At 63.4% G+C, this 17,184-nt stretch carries 15 protein-coding genes; 10 read left to right on the forward strand and 5 right to left on the reverse strand.

Annotated features, from left to right (window positions below):
• Positions 1-15: 15 nt before the first annotated feature.
• Positions 16-738 carry a ribonuclease PH gene (rph, locus tag ACL0K2_RS11490; RefSeq protein ID WP_413042687.1) on the reverse strand — a complete coding sequence of 241 codons (723 nt, stop codon included), beginning with the start codon at positions 736-738 and terminating at the stop codon, positions 16-18.
• 212 nt (positions 739-950) lie between these two features.
• Between rph and ACL0K2_RS11495 the strand changes: the two genes are divergently transcribed.
• From ACL0K2_RS11495 to ACL0K2_RS11520, 6 genes are all read left to right on the forward strand, one after another.
• Positions 951-1,814, forward strand: a complete 864-nt coding sequence (locus ACL0K2_RS11495; RefSeq protein WP_045160381.1) for a YicC/YloC family endoribonuclease — start codon at positions 951-953, stop codon at positions 1,812-1,814.
• A gap of 67 nt (positions 1,815-1,881) precedes the next feature.
• A complete protein-coding gene (gmk, locus tag ACL0K2_RS11500) occupies positions 1,882-2,502 on the forward strand; it encodes a guanylate kinase (RefSeq protein ID WP_045160380.1) in 621 nt (206 codons plus the stop codon).
• A 175-nt stretch (positions 2,503-2,677) separates the two neighbouring features.
• Positions 2,678-2,941 carry a DNA-directed RNA polymerase subunit omega gene (gene rpoZ / locus ACL0K2_RS11505; protein WP_025240123.1) on the forward strand — a complete coding sequence of 88 codons (264 nt, stop codon included), beginning with the start codon at positions 2,678-2,680 and terminating at the stop codon, positions 2,939-2,941.
• 60 nt (positions 2,942-3,001) lie between these two features.
• A complete protein-coding gene (gene spoT, locus ACL0K2_RS11510) occupies positions 3,002-5,110 on the forward strand; it encodes a bifunctional GTP diphosphokinase/guanosine-3',5'-bis pyrophosphate 3'-pyrophosphohydrolase (protein ID WP_045160379.1) in 2,109 nt (702 codons plus the stop codon).
• A gap of 92 nt (positions 5,111-5,202) precedes the next feature.
• Entirely contained in the window at positions 5,203-5,583 is a 381-nt protein-coding gene (locus tag ACL0K2_RS11515) for a RidA family protein (RefSeq protein ID WP_045160378.1), read from the forward strand.
• A 46-nt stretch (positions 5,584-5,629) separates the two neighbouring features.
• On the forward strand, positions 5,630-7,738 hold the full coding sequence (locus tag ACL0K2_RS11520) for a CHASE2 domain-containing protein (RefSeq protein WP_413042688.1): 2,109 nt from the start codon (positions 5,630-5,632) through the stop codon (positions 7,736-7,738).
• Between the two features lie 6 nt (positions 7,739-7,744).
• Here the strand turns inward: ACL0K2_RS11520 and ACL0K2_RS11525 are convergent, their stop codons facing one another.
• The 3 genes from ACL0K2_RS11525 to ACL0K2_RS11535 all read right to left on the reverse strand — a co-directional run bounded on the left by ACL0K2_RS11525 (position 7,745) and on the right by ACL0K2_RS11535 (position 9,208).
• Positions 7,745-8,338: an OmpA family protein gene (locus ACL0K2_RS11525; RefSeq protein ID WP_413042689.1), complete on the reverse strand. Its 594-nt coding sequence runs from the start codon at positions 8,336-8,338 to the stop codon at positions 7,745-7,747.
• A 2-nt stretch (positions 8,339-8,340) separates the two neighbouring features.
• Positions 8,341-8,820 carry a FecR domain-containing protein gene (locus ACL0K2_RS11530; protein ID WP_413042691.1) on the reverse strand — a complete coding sequence of 160 codons (480 nt, stop codon included), beginning with the start codon at positions 8,818-8,820 and terminating at the stop codon, positions 8,341-8,343.
• A 166-nt stretch (positions 8,821-8,986) separates the two neighbouring features.
• Complete coding sequence (locus ACL0K2_RS11535; protein ID WP_045160375.1) at positions 8,987-9,208, reverse strand: hypothetical protein; 222 nt, start codon at positions 9,206-9,208, stop codon at positions 8,987-8,989.
• A 410-nt stretch (positions 9,209-9,618) separates the two neighbouring features.
• On the opposite strand from ACL0K2_RS11535, the gene ACL0K2_RS11540 reads away from it, so the two are divergent.
• From ACL0K2_RS11540 to ACL0K2_RS11555, 4 genes are all read left to right on the forward strand, one after another.
• Positions 9,619-10,071: a (2Fe-2S)-binding protein gene (locus ACL0K2_RS11540; RefSeq protein WP_413042692.1), complete on the forward strand. Its 453-nt coding sequence runs from the start codon at positions 9,619-9,621 to the stop codon at positions 10,069-10,071.
• Positions 10,072-10,082: 11 nt separating this feature from the next.
• Complete coding sequence (locus tag ACL0K2_RS11545; protein WP_413042693.1) at positions 10,083-12,281, forward strand: molybdopterin cofactor-binding domain-containing protein; 2,199 nt, start codon at positions 10,083-10,085, stop codon at positions 12,279-12,281.
• Positions 12,282-12,291: 10 nt separating this feature from the next.
• Positions 12,292-13,533, forward strand: coding sequence for a c-type cytochrome (locus ACL0K2_RS11550; protein ID WP_413042694.1), 1,242 nt, complete (start codon positions 12,292-12,294; stop codon positions 13,531-13,533).
• A 507-nt stretch (positions 13,534-14,040) separates the two neighbouring features.
• The gene (locus ACL0K2_RS11555; RefSeq protein WP_045160371.1) at positions 14,041-16,008 is read left to right on the forward strand and encodes an AAA family ATPase; all 1,968 of its coding nucleotides are present in this window, start codon (positions 14,041-14,043) and stop codon (positions 16,006-16,008) included.
• Positions 16,009-16,100: 92 nt separating this feature from the next.
• Here ACL0K2_RS11555 and ACL0K2_RS11560 read toward each other — a convergent pair whose 3' ends face one another.
• On the reverse strand, positions 16,101-17,180 hold the full coding sequence (locus tag ACL0K2_RS11560; RefSeq protein ID WP_045160370.1) for a GlxA family transcriptional regulator: 1,080 nt from the start codon (positions 17,178-17,180) through the stop codon (positions 16,101-16,103).
• Positions 17,181-17,184 lie beyond the last annotated feature (4 nt).

Genomic DNA, 17,184 nt, shown 5'->3' on the forward strand with positions numbered 1-17,184 from the left:
TTCTCCTTTCTCAGATCAATCGGCGAGCGCGGCCAACTGCAGCGCAAATAGCTCTTTCATGCCTTCTTGCGCCAACGCGAGCATGGCGTTGAGCTCTTCCGGCTGGAACGGCGCGCCTTCGGCAGTGCCCTGCACCTCGATGAAACCACCGGCATTGGTCATCACCACGTTCAGGTCGGTTTCGGCTGCCGAATCTTCCAGATAATCCAGATCGATCACCGGCTCGCCCTGGTACATACCCACCGAAACCGCCGCGACCATCTGTTTGAGCGGATCGCCGCCTTTCAGTCCGCCGCGTTTCTTCAACAGCTTCAGGGCATCGACGAGCGCCACCATCGCGCCGGTAATCGAAGCAGTGCGGGTACCGCCATCGGCCTGAATGACATCGCAGTCGATGTAGATGGTGTTCTCGCCCAGCTTGCTCATATCCAGCGATGCACGCAGCGAACGCCCAATCAGCCGCTGGATTTCCAAGGTGCGACCGCCCTGTTTGCCACGGCTGGCTTCGCGCTGGTTACGCTCGCCCGTGGCGCGGGGCAGCATGCCGTACTCGGCGGTCAACCAGCCTTGCCCCTGCCCCTTGAGAAAACGCGGCACGCCGTTCTCGATGCTGGCGGTGCAGATCACCTTGGTATCACCGAACTCCACCAGCACCGACCCCTCGGCATGTTTGGTGTAATTGCGGGTGATGCGGATCGAACGCAGCTGGTCGGCGGTGCGGCCACTGGGTCGTTTCATGAGGCTTGTCCTGCTTCTGGGAATGAGTAGCCGCCATTATAGAGGTCCCGGCCAACAATAAGGGCCACTGCCGAGCCATTCGGCAGTCGCGTACGTAAAGACCCCCGCCATCACGCCATCGGCCCGACACGACGGAAGACGATGCGCGACGCCAATATCTGGTTTTTCCTTTACAATCCTTCGCCTTTCGCACCGTACCGAGGGGTTACCCAATGATCCACAGCATGACCGCCTTCGCACGTGCCGAGCAGGCCGGCGACCACGGCACCCTCAGCTGGGAGATCCGCTCGGTAAACCATCGCTATCTGGAACCGCATCTGCGTCTCCCGGAAGCCTTCCGGGATCTGGAAGGTCTTGTCCGCGAGACATTGCGCAAGGGTTTATCGCGCGGCAAGGTCGAATGCACGCTGCGTTTTGCCGAGGACGCCGCCGGACGCTCGATGCAGGTGGATAGCCAGCGCGCCAGCCAGCTGATAGCAGCGGCGGAGAGCGTCGCCGCACTGATCAAGCAGCCCGCGCCCCTCAACCCCCTGGAGATATTGTCCTGGCCGGGTGTATTGGTCGGCGACTCAGCCGATCCTCAGGCGCTCAACAGCGCCGCCCTGCAGCTGTTCCACGCTACGCTGGCGGAGCTGAAGAGCGGGCGCCAGCGCGAGGGCGAGGAACTGGCCCGCCTGATCAACGAGCGCCTCGACGCGGTCGCCGAAGAGACAGCCACGCTTCGCACCCAGGTCCCGCAGATGCTCGCCGCTCAGCGACAGAAAATTCTCGATCGTTGCGCCGAGATGCGTGTCGAACTGGACCCGCAACGGCTCGAGCAGGAACTGGTATTGCTCGCACAGAAAAGCGACGTCGCCGAAGAATTGGATCGCCTCAGCACACACGTCAGCGAAGTGCGACGAGTGTTGAAGTCCGGCGGCGCCGCCGGTCGGCGTCTCGACTTCCTCATGCAGGAACTCAACCGTGAGGCCAATACTCTCGGTTCCAAGGCGTTCGATCCGCGCAGCACCCAAGCGGCGGTGAACCTGAAAGTGCTCATCGAGCAGATGCGCGAACAAGTCCAGAACATCGAATAGCAACTACGCTTGGTCTTGAATGGCGATAGGCCGCCAGGCATACCCCAGCAACCGTACAGAGAACCCCATGTCAGCCTCCACCGGTACGCTCTACATCGTTTCCGCGCCTTCCGGGGCCGGCAAAACCAGCCTGGTCAAAGCCCTACTCGATGCGCAACCGCAGGTCCGAGTCTCGGTTTCGCACACCACTCGCCCCATGCGCCCGGGCGAGGTGGATGGCGTCAACTACCACTTCGTCAGCCGGGAAGAGTTTCTCGAACGCCTGGAACACGACGAGTTTCTCGAGCATGCCGAAGTCTTCGGCAACCTATATGGCACCTCGCAGCGCTGGCTCGAACAGACGCTGGGCGAAGGTTACGATCTGATCCTGGAAATCGACTGGCAGGGCGCCCAGCAGGTCCGTCGACTGATGCCGCAGGCCAAGTCGATCTTCATTCTTCCTCCCACCCAGGAAGCACTGCGCCAACGCCTGACCAACCGCGGCCAGGACAGTGATGAGGTGATCGAAAAACGCATGCGCGAGGCGGTCAGCGAAATGACCCATTACGTCGAATATGACTACCTCGTGATCAACGACGACTTCGCTCACGCCCTGATCGATCTGCAGGCGATCTTCCGCGCCAATCAGCTGCTGCAAGCGTCACAGCAGCAGCGTTTTCGCGGCCTCCTGGAAGAATTGCTGGCCTGAGCCTGTCGCGGTGGCCGGCCGCAGCAGCCGGCTACGCGAGTGCTGATGAGGCTTGGCTGCCCGCCAGCGCAGCTGCGGAAACGTTTTACCGCTTCCCTAATGGCTGGTGATTTTTTAGACTATCCCGTCCGCTCGCCCATTCGGGCATGCTTTACCGTTATTGATGAGGAACACCATGGCCCGCGTTACCGTTGAAGACTGTCTGGACAACGTAGATAACCGCTTCGAGCTGGTCATGCTCGCCACCAAGCGCTCGCGTCAGCTGGCTACTGGCGGCAAGGAGCCTAAAGTGGCCTGGGAAAATGACAAGCCGACCGTGGTCGCTCTGCGTGAAATCGCCTCCGGGCTGGTGGACTACGACGTCATTGCCCAAGACGACATCGTCGACGACGAGCCATTGTTCGTGCAGTACGAGGAAGAGTCCAACGAGGCCCTCTGATTAAATGCCAGGTCGAAGTCGAACCGCAAACACAGCGCCCAGCCGGCAAGGAGCAATCCCTTGCCAGCCATAGACGCTCTTGCCGATCGCCTGTCGACCTACCTCGGCGCAGACCAGGTCAACCAGGTGCGCCGAGCCTATTTCTACGCCGAGCAGGCCCACGACGGCCAGCGTCGACGCAGCGGTGAAGCCTACGTCACCCACCCCCTCGCGGTAGCCAACATCCTCGCCGACATGCACATGGACCATCAGAGCCTGATGGCCGCGATGCTGCACGACGTCATCGAGGACACCGGCATTGCCAAGGAAGCGCTCACCGCGCAGTTCGGCGAAACCGTCGCTGAGCTGGTGGATGGGGTCAGCAAGCTGACCCAGATGAAATTCGAAACCAAGGCTGAGGCCCAGGCGGAGAACTTCCAGAAGATGGCCATGGCCATGGCGCGCGACATTCGTGTGATCCTGGTCAAGCTCGCCGACCGTCTGCACAACATGCGCACGCTTGAGGTGCTGGCGGGCGAGAAACGCCGCCGGATCGCCAAGGAAACCCTGGAAATCTATGCGCCCATCGCCAACCGGCTGGGCATGCACGCCATGCGCGTGGAATTCGAAGATCTGGGCTTCAAAGCCATGCATCCGATGCGTTCGGAGCGCATCCGCGCCGCGGTCCGTCGCGCACGGGGCAACCGCAACGAGATCGTCGAAAAGATCGAGCAGTCACTGATCCACTGCCTCGAACGCGAAGGCCTCGGCGGCGAAGTAGTGGGCCGCGAAAAGCACCTGTTCAGCATCTACAAGAAGATGCGCGGCAAGCGCAAGGCGTTCAACGAGATCATGGACGTCTACGCCTTTCGCATCGTGGTCGACAAGGTCGACACCTGCTACCGCGTGCTCGGGGCGGTGCACAGCCTCTACAAGCCGTTGCCCGGTCGGTTCAAGGATTACATCGCGATTCCCAAAGCCAACGGCTACCAGTCGCTGCATACCACATTGTTCGGCATGCACGGCGTGCCCATCGAAATCCAGATCCGCACCCGCGAAATGGAAGAGATGGCCAATAACGGCATCGCCGCGCACTGGCTGTACAAATCCAACGACGAGGAAGCCCCCAAGGGCACCCATGCCCGCGCACGGCAATGGGTCAAGGGCGTGCTGGAACTGCAAGAGCGGGCCGGCAATTCGCTGGAGTTCATCGAAAGCGTGAAGATCGACCTGTTCCCGGACGAGGTTTATGTCTTCACACCCAAGGGCAGCATCATGGAGTTGCCCAAGGGCTCGACCGCGGTGGACTTCGCCTACGCGGTGCACACCGACGTCGGCAATACCTGCATCGCCTGTCGCGTCAATCGTCGCCTGGCGCCGCTGTCACAAGCTCTGGAGAGCGGTTGTACTGTGGAGATCGTGACCGCGCCGGGCGCACGCCCGAACCCGGCCTGGCTCAACTTCGTGGTCACCGGCAAGGCACGCACGCACATTCGTCACGCGCTCAAGCTGCAGCGCCGCTCTGAGTCGATCAACCTCGGCGAACGACTTTTGAACAAAGCGCTGACCGGCTTCGAAACCAGTCTGCAGAAGGTTTCGCCGGAACGTATCCAGGCCGTGCTCAATGAATATCACATGGATGTCGTCGAGGATCTTCTCGAAGACATCGGGCTGGGCAATCGCATGGCCTACGTCATCGCTCGCCGACTGCTCGCAAGCGAAGGCGAACAAGCACCCAGCGCCGAGGGACCGCTGGCGATTCGAGGCACCGAAGGTCTTGTACTGAACTACGCCAAATGCTGCACGCCGATCCCAGGCGACCCGATCGTCGGTCATCTGTCTGCCGGCAAAGGCATGGTGGTGCACCTTGATACCTGCCGGAACATTGCCGATGTTCGGCACAACCCTGACAAGTGCATTCAGCTGTCCTGGTCCAAGGACGTCACCGGCGAGTTCAACGTCGAATTGCGCGTCGAGTTGGAGCACCAGCGCGGCCTGATCGCCCTGCTGGCCGGCAGCGTAAATGCCGCCGATGGCAATATCGAGAAGATCGGTATGGACGAGCGCGACGGCCGGATCAGCGTCGTTCAACTGGTGGTCAGCGTGCATGACCGCGTGCATCTGGCCCGGGTGATCAAGAAGCTGCGGGCGATCAAGGGCGTCATGCGTATCACCCGGATGAAGGCCTAGCGACTCCGCCAGTTCTACCCTCGTCACGGGGCTTTTGCCCGCTCGCTTCAGCCCGTATCCTCTGGGACCGCACTCTTCTATCGGAGCACCCCATGAGCAAGACCGTGATTCACAGCGACAACGCCCCCGCCGCCATCGGCCCCTACTCCCAGGCAATCAAGGCTGGCAATACCGTCTACATGTCCGGCCAGATCCCGCTGGATCCGAAAACCATGGAGCTGGTGGAAGGCTTCGAAGCACAGACCGTGCAGGTGTTCGAGAACCTCAAGGCCGTGGCCGAAGCCGCCGGTGGCTCGCTGAAGGACATCGTCAAGCTGAACATCTTTCTCACCGATCTCGGCAACTTCGCCACGGTGAACGAGGTCATGAGCCGCTACTTCCAACAGCCCTATCCTGCTCGCGCCGCCATTGGCATCGCCGCGCTGCCGAAGGCCGCACAGGTGGAAATGGACGCGATTCTGGTACTCGACTGAACCTCGGCAGCCTAGCCAACACGAGCGGTTGCAGGGAGCGCGGCTGATGATATCGCCCCGCGCCCTGGCCCCGCGCCTGCTGTTGGCAATGGCCGGATTGCTCGCCGCCTGCGCGCTGTACCTAGCCGAACCGCTGATACTGCAAAGCCTGCGCAACAGCCTGTTCGATCAATACCAACGCTGGCAGCCGCGAGCGACGCCGGCGCAGACGCCGGTCCGGGTGGTGGATATCGACGAAGCCAGCCTCGCCCGCCTTGGCCAATGGCCCTGGCCACGCGATCTGCTGGCCCAGTTGCTGGAGCACCTGCACCGGGCCGGCGCCGCGGTAGTGGTGTTCGATGTGCTCTTCGCCGAGCCGGACCGCAGCTCACCGCGGCGGCTTCTGAGCCTGCCGACGCTCTCGCCTGAACTGGCCAGACAGCTAAGCGCCCTGCCCGATCATGATCAGCTGTTCGCCGCCGCGCTCGCACGGCAGCCCAGCGTGTTGGGTTTCGCCTCCACACGCTCGCCTTCGCAAACCTCACCGTCGAGTCGCTTCGGCGTCCAGTCGAGCGCGAAGGCCGAGCAACCCCGTTTTGCCACCTACGCAGGAACCGTCAGCGCTTTGCCGTTGCTCGACAGGGCCGCAGCCGGCAGCGGTGCCATGACCTTTCAGCCCGATGCGGATGGCGTGGTGCGACGCGTGCCGGTGATGATTCGCGTCGGTGAACAGCTGTTTCCTTCACTGTCTGCCGAAGCGCTGCGAATCTACCTCGGACAGAATCGTTACCGCATCGAAACCACTGACGGTGGCGCAGTCGAGCAGGTCGGCATCGGCCCGCTGACGCTGCCCACCAACCGTCAGGGTGAACTCTGGCTGCACTATCGTCGCGACCCGAGCAGTCAGAGCGTACCGGCGTGGCGTGTGCTGCAAGAGGCGTCCGCTGCGCAGTTCCAAGGCAGCATAGTGCTGATTGGCAGCTCGGCGCAGGGCCTGCAGGACCTGCGTTTCAGCCCGCTCGGCGAAATACTTCCTGGTGTCCAGATACATGCCCAGGCAATCGAGCAGGTGCTGGACGACACGCTGCTGCAACGCCCGTTCTGGGCCAGTCCACTGGAAGCGCTGACGCTCCTGCTCGCTGGATTACTGCTCGGCGCCCTCACGCTCGGTAGCGGGGCGCTCACCGGGGCCTGGGTCGTCGCGATCATGCTGACGGCACTGAACGTCCTCGCCTGGTGGGCCTATTCGCGTCACGGCTTGCTGCTCGATGCCCTCACTCTGTCGATCGGCCTGCTGCTGGTCTACCTCGGCGTCAGCCTGGCGCGGCACCGCGCCAGCGAGCATCAACAGCGCTGGCTGCGTGAGGCCTTTTCGCGCTACATCTCACCGAACCTGGTCAGGCATCTGGTGCGCCACCCCGAACAGCTGCAGCTCGGCGGCGAAAGGCGCTGCTGCAGTTTCGTCTTCACCGATATCACCGACTTCACCACCCTGATGGAGCGTCAGTCACCAGAACAGGTGGTTGGCATGCTCAACGAGTACCTGGAGGGCATCATTCAGATTGCCTTCCTCCATGAAGGCACGCTCGAGCGCATCGTCGGCGACGGCATGGCGATCCTCTTCTCAGCGCCGCTGATGCAGGCCGACCACCAACGCCGCGCCCTGGCCTGCGCCATGGAGATTCGCCGCTTCACCCGAACTTACACCGCCACCCAGCATGCCCTCGGCATTCCTCTGGGGCGCACGCGCATCAGCGCGCACAGCGGCGAGGTGGTCGTCGGTAATTTCGGTGGTGCCACTTTGTTCGACTACCGTGCGCTAGGAGATGCGGTCAACGTGGCGGCGCGTCTGGAAGGCCTGAACCGCTACCTGGGCACCGATCTCTGCGTTTCGGAAACGGTCCGCGCGGCCAATCCGAGCGTACCGATGCGGGCCATTGGCGATGTGCTGCTCAAGGGCAAGAGCCGACCGATCCGCCTCTACGAGCCTTGCGAAGCCACGCAAGATAACGATTACGACGCGGCCTACAGGCTGCTCGCCAGCGAACACGAAGATGCTACCGAGGCCTTCGAACGGCTACATGCCGAGCGACCGGACGATGCCCTGGTGCGCTATCAGCTGCAGCGGCTACGGACCGGACAGCGTGGCGAGCGGATATTGATGACGGATAAGTGAGGCGGCTCAGCGAACGCTGACTTCGACCCGACGATTGCGCGGTTCGGACACACCATCCGGCGTCTGGATCAGCAGGTTGCGCTCGCCATGGGAAGACACCCTCAGGTCGATCACTTCGATGGCTCGGCCGCGCAGCTTGTGAGCCACGGCCTTAGCCCTGATAAGCCCCAGCTGCTCGTTCCAGATCGGGCCGCTGAGCGTATCGGTATGGCCGATGACCGAGACGGCGGAGGGCCCGCGCAGACGGATCGCTTCGACGACCTGCTCGAAGGCTCGCTGCGACTCCTCGGTCAGCTCGGCACTGCCGATCTTGAAATAGAGCTGGAAGCGCTGTGGCAAGGCCGGCTGCGCCGCCAGCGCCGCCGAGAAGTCGCGGGAGATTCGTAGCTCACCGACGGTGAACGGCCTGGCTCCGGCCCCGCCGCTGCCAATCGTTACACCCTGATGCGAACGGTCGAGCCGGGTCTGGCCGCTGGCGTCCTCCACCAGAACCGCGCCGGTGGTGCCGTCAGGGCTTTCCAGCAGCACTACGTAATCTCCGCTCACGCAACCTGACAGCAGCGCACTGCATAGCAACGCCAGGGCTAGTCGGCGCGCCATGGTCACTGGCCGACCTTTACCAGGAAATGCGTACCGCGAACACCGATGGTTCCGGTGGGCGTTTTCAACTCGACCGCCTCCGGCCTGAGCTTGGCGATCACGCCGGAAATGAAATTCAGCGTACCGCGAGTGATGCGGGCGCTCAGCCGCAGCTCCTCGCGGGCCGGCTCAAACGCGTACTCGTCGACGGCGAATTCGCTGTTGGGACCGAAGGACAGCACCGTATTGTCGCTGAGCGTCACGCCCATAGAGCCTTGCGCACCGGTGCGCAGGACCGCGCCGAGGATCACCGCCTGGCCGAGGGCCGCATCGATGGTCTGGCCGCGGCTGGTGACCGTCGCTTCGCCCTGCACCTTCATGATGTAGCCGATCGGCTCGATCAACTCTTGCGCCTGCCCCACCGGGGCCAACGTCAGCAAGCCGGCAATCAACAATGGCCGGACGCCCTGCAGCACGGCGAAGCCGCTTTCGCACATCATCATTCCCGTCTCCGTAAGGCCCGCTCAGGCCCATGCCTTGGCCTGACACCCCCGTCAGGCTGACGTCGCAGAATGCCGGATGGCCTTCGGCAAATACAAGCGCAACGGGAGGCCTGCCCCGCAGAGCGCCGTCTTGCTCAGTCTCGTTACGCTGGGAACGGTATTTCGACTAGACGCTGGCGACTCGATCAACAGGCCGCGCAGGCGCGCCGTCCCATAGCTGTCGATCATCGAGCTGACGAGTGTCGACATAGCGCGGGACGCCATTGATCTCTTCCAACTCGGTCATGCCGGCCAGTTGGCTGACGATGCGATAGCGCTTGCCGGCGGTTTTGTCTTGAAGGGGGTACAACGCGGCGATCTGCTGCGCCAGTTCGGTGAGGGTGGACATGGGCCGGGTACTGCTCTGAATGCGAAAGGCAGGCTATTTACTACGAATCCTCGATGATTTCGCTGACGGCCCGACGCTCAGCAGACCGTTCATCGGATAGGCCTTTTTGCTTCCTTTTTCGCTGTCGATCCGCCACCCACGGGGGCGCCCGGCCGTCGCTGCTCAGCGAGCTGCCGCTGGATATGCGTATTCGCGTTGGTGCCAATGATGGTGTGCTTGTCGCTGCGGTCACAGCGGGCATCGGCGGCGTTGCCAGCGGTGGCCGAGGCCTGAACCGGCCCGTGCTCCGCGAGCCAATTAGTTGCCTCGATGTGGGCAACTTTCGCTTCTCTCGTTGTCTCGTTCTAAGGCGCGCACCAAACCAACCATAACGCGCGCCCGTTTTAGAGCCTGATGCGAGGTCCCGATTCATGCTGACGCTTTCGATCAACGGCGCCGACCTGGAGGTCGACGTTCCCGAAGACATGCCCCTGCTCTGGGTCCTGCGCGATGTGCTGGGGCTGACGGGCAGCAAGTACGGTTGCGGTATCGCCCAATGCGGCGCCTGCACGGTTCACCTCGATGGACAGGCAGCACGCTCGTGCGTGCTGCCTGTCGGTGAGGTGAAGGATCGCACAGTCCTGACCATCGAAAGCATCGGCAACACCGAGCTCGGCCAGCAGGTACAGCAGGCCTGGCTGGACGACGAGGTCGTGCAGTGCGGTTATTGCCAGTGCGGGCAGATCATGTCGGCCGTCGCGCTGCTGGAGAAAAATCCGCAGCCCGATGACAAGGCCATCGATCAGGGCATGGCCGGTAATCTTTGCCGCTGCTGCACTTACACCCGCATTCGCAGCGCCATCAAGCGCGTCGCCCAGGCATGAGGAGGCGCAAGATGGCCAACCCTGACAACAGGCTGCAATCCCCTTCGCGCCGACATCTGTTGAAGGTCGGCAGCCTCGCCCTGGGCGGTCTGGTGATCAGTTTCAGCGTGCCGTTCACCGGCCGAAGCTTCGCCGAGCAAGTGCTCAACGAGGGCCCCGAAGATCAGCCGATGTCCAACGCTACGGCGCTGGATGCCTTCATCAGCATCGACCGCGACGGGCAGGTGACCTTCACCGTGCCGAAGATCGAGATGGGACAAGGTGCGCAAAGCGGCTTGGCGGTGATGGTGGCCGAAGAGCTGGAGATCGGCCTCGATCAGATCACGCTCAAGGAAGCGCCGCCGAACGAGGCGATCTATAACGACAAGCTGCTCAACTTCCAGGCCACCGGCGGTTCGACCTCGATCCGCAGCAACTGGGAACCGCTGCGTCAGGCCGGGGCGGCGGCGCGGCTCCTGCTGATCCAGGTCGCCGCGCAGCGCTGGCAGATCGGCGCCGACCAGTTGCGTGCCGACAATGGGCGGGTGCTCGGGCCGGACGGACGAAGCGTTGGCTATGGCGAGCTGGTCGATGACGCATCGAAGCTGCCCGTGCCGGAAAACATCCCGCTCAAGCCCGCCGAACAATTCAAGCTGATCGGCAAGCCGACCCGCCGTCTGGACACGCCGGCCAAGGTCAATGGTACGGCGCGTTTCACTATTGATCTGGTGCTGCCCGGCATGAAGTACGCCTCGGCACGCGCCTGCCCGGTCATCGGAGGCACCCTGCTCAACCTGGATGATCGGGCCGCACGCAAGGTTCGTGGGGTGATCGACGTGATCCGCCTGGACAATGCCGTGGCGGTGATTGGCGAGCACACCTGGGCCACCTTCGCTGGTTTGCGGGTCCTGGAAATCGAATGGGACTACGGCGACAACGCCGGCATCGACTCGGCGCAGATGGAGCGCGAGATCAAGGAGGCGCTGGACAAGCCCGGCGCCGTCGCCAACGAGCAGGGCGATATCGACCGGGCGCTGAAGGATGCGACGAAAACCTTCGAGGCCGAATACGAAATGCCCTTCCTCGCCCATGCGGCGCTGGAGCCCATGACCTGCGTGGCCCAGGTCCGCCCCGATGCCGTGGAGCTCTGGGTCGGCACCCAGGTACCGGTACGTGCGCAGACCGCGGCCGCCGAAGCCTCCGGGCGACCGGCGGAGCAGGTCATCGTTAACAACCAGTTAATCGGCGGCGCCTTCGGTCGGCGTCTGGAAGTGGATTTCATCAGCCAGGCCGTGGCCATCGCTGCGAAAGTGCACTACCCGATCAAGCTGACCTGGAGTCGAGAGGAAGACACCACACACGACATGTACCGCCCGTACTACATCGACCGTTTTGCGGCGGCGCTGGACGATCAGGGGCGACTGCAAGGCTGGCGCCACACCATTGCCGGTGCCTCGGTGCTAGCGCGCTTCGCCCCTGCAGCGGTTCCAGAAAGCGGTCTGGACAGCGATGCCGTCGAGGTGGCTCAGAACCCGATCTACGCCCTGCCGAATCTGCGCGTGAACTACGTGCCGGTCCCGCCCAAGGCGTTGCATCAGTCCTGGTGGCGGGGTGTCGGAGCGCTGCGCAGCACCTACATGCTGGAAAGCTTCATCGACGAAGTGGCGCGCAGCGTCGACCGCGATCCGGTGCAATACCGCATGGCGCTGCTGGGCAGCCACCCGCGCGCCCAGCAGGTATTGCGCCTTGCCGCGGAAAAGGCCCGATGGGGCGATCCTCTACCGGCGGGGCATGGCCGCGGCGTGGCGGTGCAGGAGGTGTTCGGCAGTTTCCTGGCCACGGTCGTCGAGTTGCAGGTGAGCGAGGACAAGGGCATCAAGCTCAAGCGTCTGGTGGTAGCGATCGATTGCGGCCAGGTGATGAACCCGGTGTCGGTCAAATCGCAGATCGAGGGCGGCACGCTGTTCGGGCTGTCCGCCGCGCTGTTCAACGAAATAACCGTCAGCGAAGGGCGCGTTGAACAGAGCAATTTCCACGACTATCGCCAGCTGCGCATCAGCGAAGCACCGCCAGTGGAAACCTACATCGTCGAGAGCCGCGAGGCGCCCGGCGGGGTCGGCGAATCAGGCACGGCGATGATCGCGCCGGCGCTGGTAAATGCATTGGCGGCCGCCAACGGCACGCGCATCCGTCGCCTGCCGTTGGCGCGCGCCGGCTATTACGTGATCTGAGGAGCCCAGTATGACGATTCGAGTCCCCCTTCGCGGCCTGCTGGGTGTCGCGCTTGCCACTTCCACTGCGGCCGTGCTGGCGCAGCCCGCTGATCAGGCGCTGATCGAGCGCGGCGAGTACCTGACTCGCGCCGCCGACTGCCTGGCCTGCCACGTCACCGAAGGCGGCGAGCCCTATGCCGGCGGCCTGCCGGTAAAGCTGCCGTTCGGCACGCTGTACACGACCAATATCACCCCGGACAAGGAGACCGGCATCGGCAACTGGAGCGACGACGAATTCGTCGAAGCCATGCAGCAGGGCGTTGGCCCGGACGGCAAACACTACTACCCGGCCTTTCCGTACACCTCCTACACCTTGATGCCACGCGAAGACATTCTGGCGATCAAGGCCTACCTGTTCAGCCTGGAGCCGGTGAGCCAGCCGAATCGGGAAAATGACATCGATTTTCCATTCAATCAGCGCTGGGGCATCGCCCTGTGGAATCTGCTGTTCCTGGATGACGAACGCTTCGAGCCAAACCCTGAGCAAACGGGGCAGTGGAACCGTGGCGCCTATCTGGTCGAGGGCCCCGGTCACTGCGGCGAATGCCATACCCCGCGCAATTTGCTGCAAGCCAAGAGCGGGCCCAAAGCGCTCGGTGGCGCCACCATCCAGGGCTGGGCGGCATGGAACATCACCGGCGACCAACAGAGCGGCATCGGCGGCTGGCCGGACGAGGCATTGGCGCGTTACCTGGCGACCGGCGCCGCGCCGGGTTACGGCCTGGCGGGTGGGCCGATGGCCGAAGTGGTCAACCACAGCCTGCGCTACCTGACGCCGGAAGACATCCAGGCGATGGTGGTGTATCTGAAGTCCGTGCCCGGCCAGCCGGCCGATGTCGAACGGCCGCAGAACAAACCACTGGCGAACGAGCCGCCGGCCGAGACCGAACATCCATTGGGGCAGAAGCTGTTCGCCGACACCTGCGCCAGTTGCCACCAGTGGGACGGCAGTGGCCGCCAGAGCGACTACGCCGCGCTGCGTGGCCTACGCACGCTGAACGATCCGCAGGGGCTGAATCTGGTCCAGGTAATCCTCAAAGGCGATGCCTTGTACGGGCCGACCGGGCATCATCTGATGCCCGCCTTCGATCGCCACTTCAATGATCGTGAGGTCTCGGCCCTGAGCAACTTCATGCTCAGCCATTTCGGCTCGCAACCGGGCGACCTGACACCCGAGACTATTGCCGAGCGACGCCAGGAGAAGCACTGAACCAGGCAAAGCTCGGCATGGGATCCGGTCTCGGCGCCGATGGCGCCGAGGCCCCTTGCATGCGCTGGTGCGGGGACCGCATTTCCTGACGCTGAACGTCACCTGGCACACGGCCATCTCGCGGTCACGCCAGGGACGTCCTGCTGTTCATCCCGGAGAGGCTTGCCGACGGCGTTTCCGAGCGGGCCGACAAGACCCGTCGAGCCCCACCACACCCGCGCAACGCGTAGTTCATTGCTGCCGCTTCGTTCCGCGCCCGGGCGGTCATTCGTCGTAAACCAGACCGCCATTCGTCGCGAAGCCGCGCGCATGATGGCACTTGCCGTATCCTCGCCGGCTATCGGAGCCGAAGCGCCCGAATCGCAGTCCGGCATATAAATCGCATCCCGCAAGCCCGTACTGCCCAGCGTCACCCAATTGGCGCTAACGGGACTTCCCCGTGAACAACTGTGGTCCGCCCAAGGCGGTTGTTTGTCAAAACATCGGGCTTCCCCGATTGGATGTGAAATGAAAACACCACGTCTGCTACAAGGTCGCCGCGGCCCTGTGCTCTCCGTATTGCTGGTACTCGCCGTTGCCGCTTGCCTGGCCTACTGGCAATTCAAATCCGCCGCTCCACCCGCACCTGCCACAGGTGCGGCGGCCAGCATGCTCGAAGCGCTTCAGGCATCCACCGACCCCTGGGAAGCCAATCGTCAGGATCTCTCGGTATTGATGAGCGACCTGCGCGGCGACCGCATCGCCAGCGCCGCGTTGGGCAAGAATGCCGTCTATGTCAGCCTGAACGACGGCCTGCGTTACTGGATACCGGACCAGTCCGGCCGTGTAGCCCAACTGCTGCTCAATCATTACGTCAGCAACGAAGGCCAACTGTTCCCGCTGACGTTGTTCGAAACCGATGGCGAGGCGCCCTGGTACAAGGCGCTGGTGCCCTATGCCCCCTTTATCCTTCTGTTGGTCGGTGCGCTCAGCTACCTGGCATTCAAGAGCCAGGCCTTCCGCGTGCAGCGTAAAGGCAGCGGCATCGGGTTCGCCGATGTGATCGGCGCCAGCGAGGCCAAGCAGGCGCTCACCGACGTCACCGATTATCTGCGCGACCCCGCCGCTTACGTCGCGCTGGGCGCCCGCCCGCCCAAGGGCGTGCTGCTCACCGGCGAGCCCGGCACCGGCAAGACGCAATTGGCCAAGGCGCTGGCCACCGAGTCCAATGCCAGCTTCATTCAAGTCACTGGCAGCGACTTTTCCTCGATGTATTTCGGCGTTGGCATCCAGAAGGTCAAGGCGCTGTTCCGCACCGCGCGCAAGCAGGCGCCGTGCATCATCTTCATCGACGAAATCGACGGCATCGGCAAGCGCGCCGAGCAACAGCGCTCCAGCGACGCCGAGAGCAACCGCATCATCAACCAGTTCCTTGCCGAGATGGATGGCTTCGACGGCGCCAGCGGCGTGCTGGTGCTGGGCGCGACCAACTTCCCCAACTCGCTGGACCCGGCATTGGTCCGCGAAGGCCGCTTCGACCGTTCGATTGCGGTGGGCCTGCCGGGGCTCGGTGATCGGGAAGCGCTGTTCCGCCTCTACGCCGGGAAGATCCGCGCCAGCCAGGACCTGGATTTCCCTCAGCTTGCACGCAACACCGTCGGCCTGACGCCCGCCGCCATCGCCTATATCGCCAACCACGCCGCCCTGCTCGCGGCGCGTGGCAGCGCTAGCGAAGTCAGCATGTCGCACTTCGTTGATGCCGTGGAAACCTGTCGTATTGGCGAACAACCATCGGGCGTCACGCCGATGTCGGCCAACGATCGCAAGCGCATCGCCGTGCACGAGGCCGGTCATGCGTTGGTGGCCGCCGCGCTGAAAGTCGGTCGGGTTGAAAAAGTCACCATTCTGCCGCGCGGCCAGGCATTGGGCGTGACGCTGGTGACGCCGGTGGAAGACAAGCGCTTGCACATGGAGTCCGAGCTGCGCAACCGCATCCAGATGCTGCTGGCCGGCCGTGGCGCCGAGCAGCTGTACTTCAATGAGGTGTCGTCCGGCGCCGGTCAGGATCTGCAGGAGGCCTCGAAGATCGCTCTGTCGATGGTCGGTGCGCTGGGCATGGGCCCGAACGGTTCGCTGCTGAGCCTGCAGGCAGTACGTGATGCCCATATCGAATACGATTCGGGCGAATCCATCCGCGCGGCGGACACCCTGCTCAAGCAGCTGGACCGCGACTGCATGGCGTTGCTGCAGCGCTTGAAGCCTGCACTGGACGAAATCGCCGAGCGTCTGCTGGCCGAGGAAACGGTGCCCGGCGAAGAGGTACTCGCGGCCATCGACCGGCTGCCCGAGCACCATCACGAAGCCAGCGTCAGCTCGATCATCGGCCATGCCATGAGCAGCATCGATCGCGTCGCGGCCAGCGCCATGGAGAACGCCCCATTCCTCGACCTGACTCCGGTTGAGCAACCCGAAGATGACGGCCCGGGCATGCTCTGACGCAGACGCCCGCCGCCGGTAACGACGGCGGGCGCCTGGCTCAGATCATCAATCGGTACCGTACAAACGACACGCCCTACCGCCCTTCACCCTCAGTGCGCACCCAGTGCCGTATCTTGCAGTGTCGCCACGCCGGCCAGACGCCGCGCCAACACACCGAAGCGTCGGCGGTACTGGGCGGGCGTCAAGCCGACCTTGCGTCGGAACAGGCGGCCAAAAAAGCCGGCATCCTGATAACCCACCTCCCAGGCGATCGCCTCCACCGGCAGGTCACCGCTTTCCAACAACTGCTTGGCCTCTTCTAGCCGCAGGGTGTGCACGTAATCCAGCGGCGACAGGCCGGTCGCCTGGGCGAAACGGCGCTGGAAGGTCCGCTCCGGCAGTCCGCTGATCCGCACCATCGCCGCCACCGGCGCGTCGGCCTCGTAATGCTGGGCCGCCCATTCCTGACAACGTGCGATGACCGGATCGGAAAGCTGACCGCTGCGCATCATCGCGGCATAGGCCAACGGGCTGGTCGCATCCCAGTCGAACAGGTTCATTCGCGCCACCTCCATGGCTTCCCGGGCGCCCACGAAGCGGGCGATAAGAAACAGCCCCAGCGCGTGCCAGCTGCTACCGCTGCCGGACATTACCAGCCGCTGCCCGATACCGGCATTGACCAATGCCTTGTCCGGCTGCCAGTGAACGTCCGGATATTCCCGCCGCAGGCATTCGCAGTAGCCCCAGTGAGAAGTGCCTTCGCAACCTGTCAGCAGCCCCGTACGCGCCAGCAATATCGCCCCGGAACAAGCGGCCGCGAGTGTCGCGCCGGCCTCGTAGCGCTCACACATCCAACGCGCCTCGCGATCATAACGATCATCCAGCGGCTCCCAAGGGCTGATTGCCAGATTACTAATGATCACCACGTCTGGCGGCGGGGCGTTGTCAAGACTCGCATGAGGATGCACCGGCACGTCGTTGTACACCCGCAACGGCAAGCCGTCTCGGCTGATGATCAGCGGAGCGAAAGGCGACTCGACGTCATCCTGGTTCATCAACTGCTGCCAGTCACGGCGGGTTCCCAGCAGCAAATCGTAGAGTCCGAACAGCGTCGAGGCAGTGGTATCCGGAGTTGCCAGCAGGGCAACAGTGAGGGGTGGCAGGCTTTCAGCATTATCTGAACGAGTCATGGCG

Source organism: Pseudomonas sp. YJ42 (assembly GCF_047225135.1).
In the GTDB taxonomy this organism is placed as follows: domain Bacteria; phylum Pseudomonadota; class Gammaproteobacteria; order Pseudomonadales; family Pseudomonadaceae; genus Stutzerimonas; species Stutzerimonas stutzeri_E.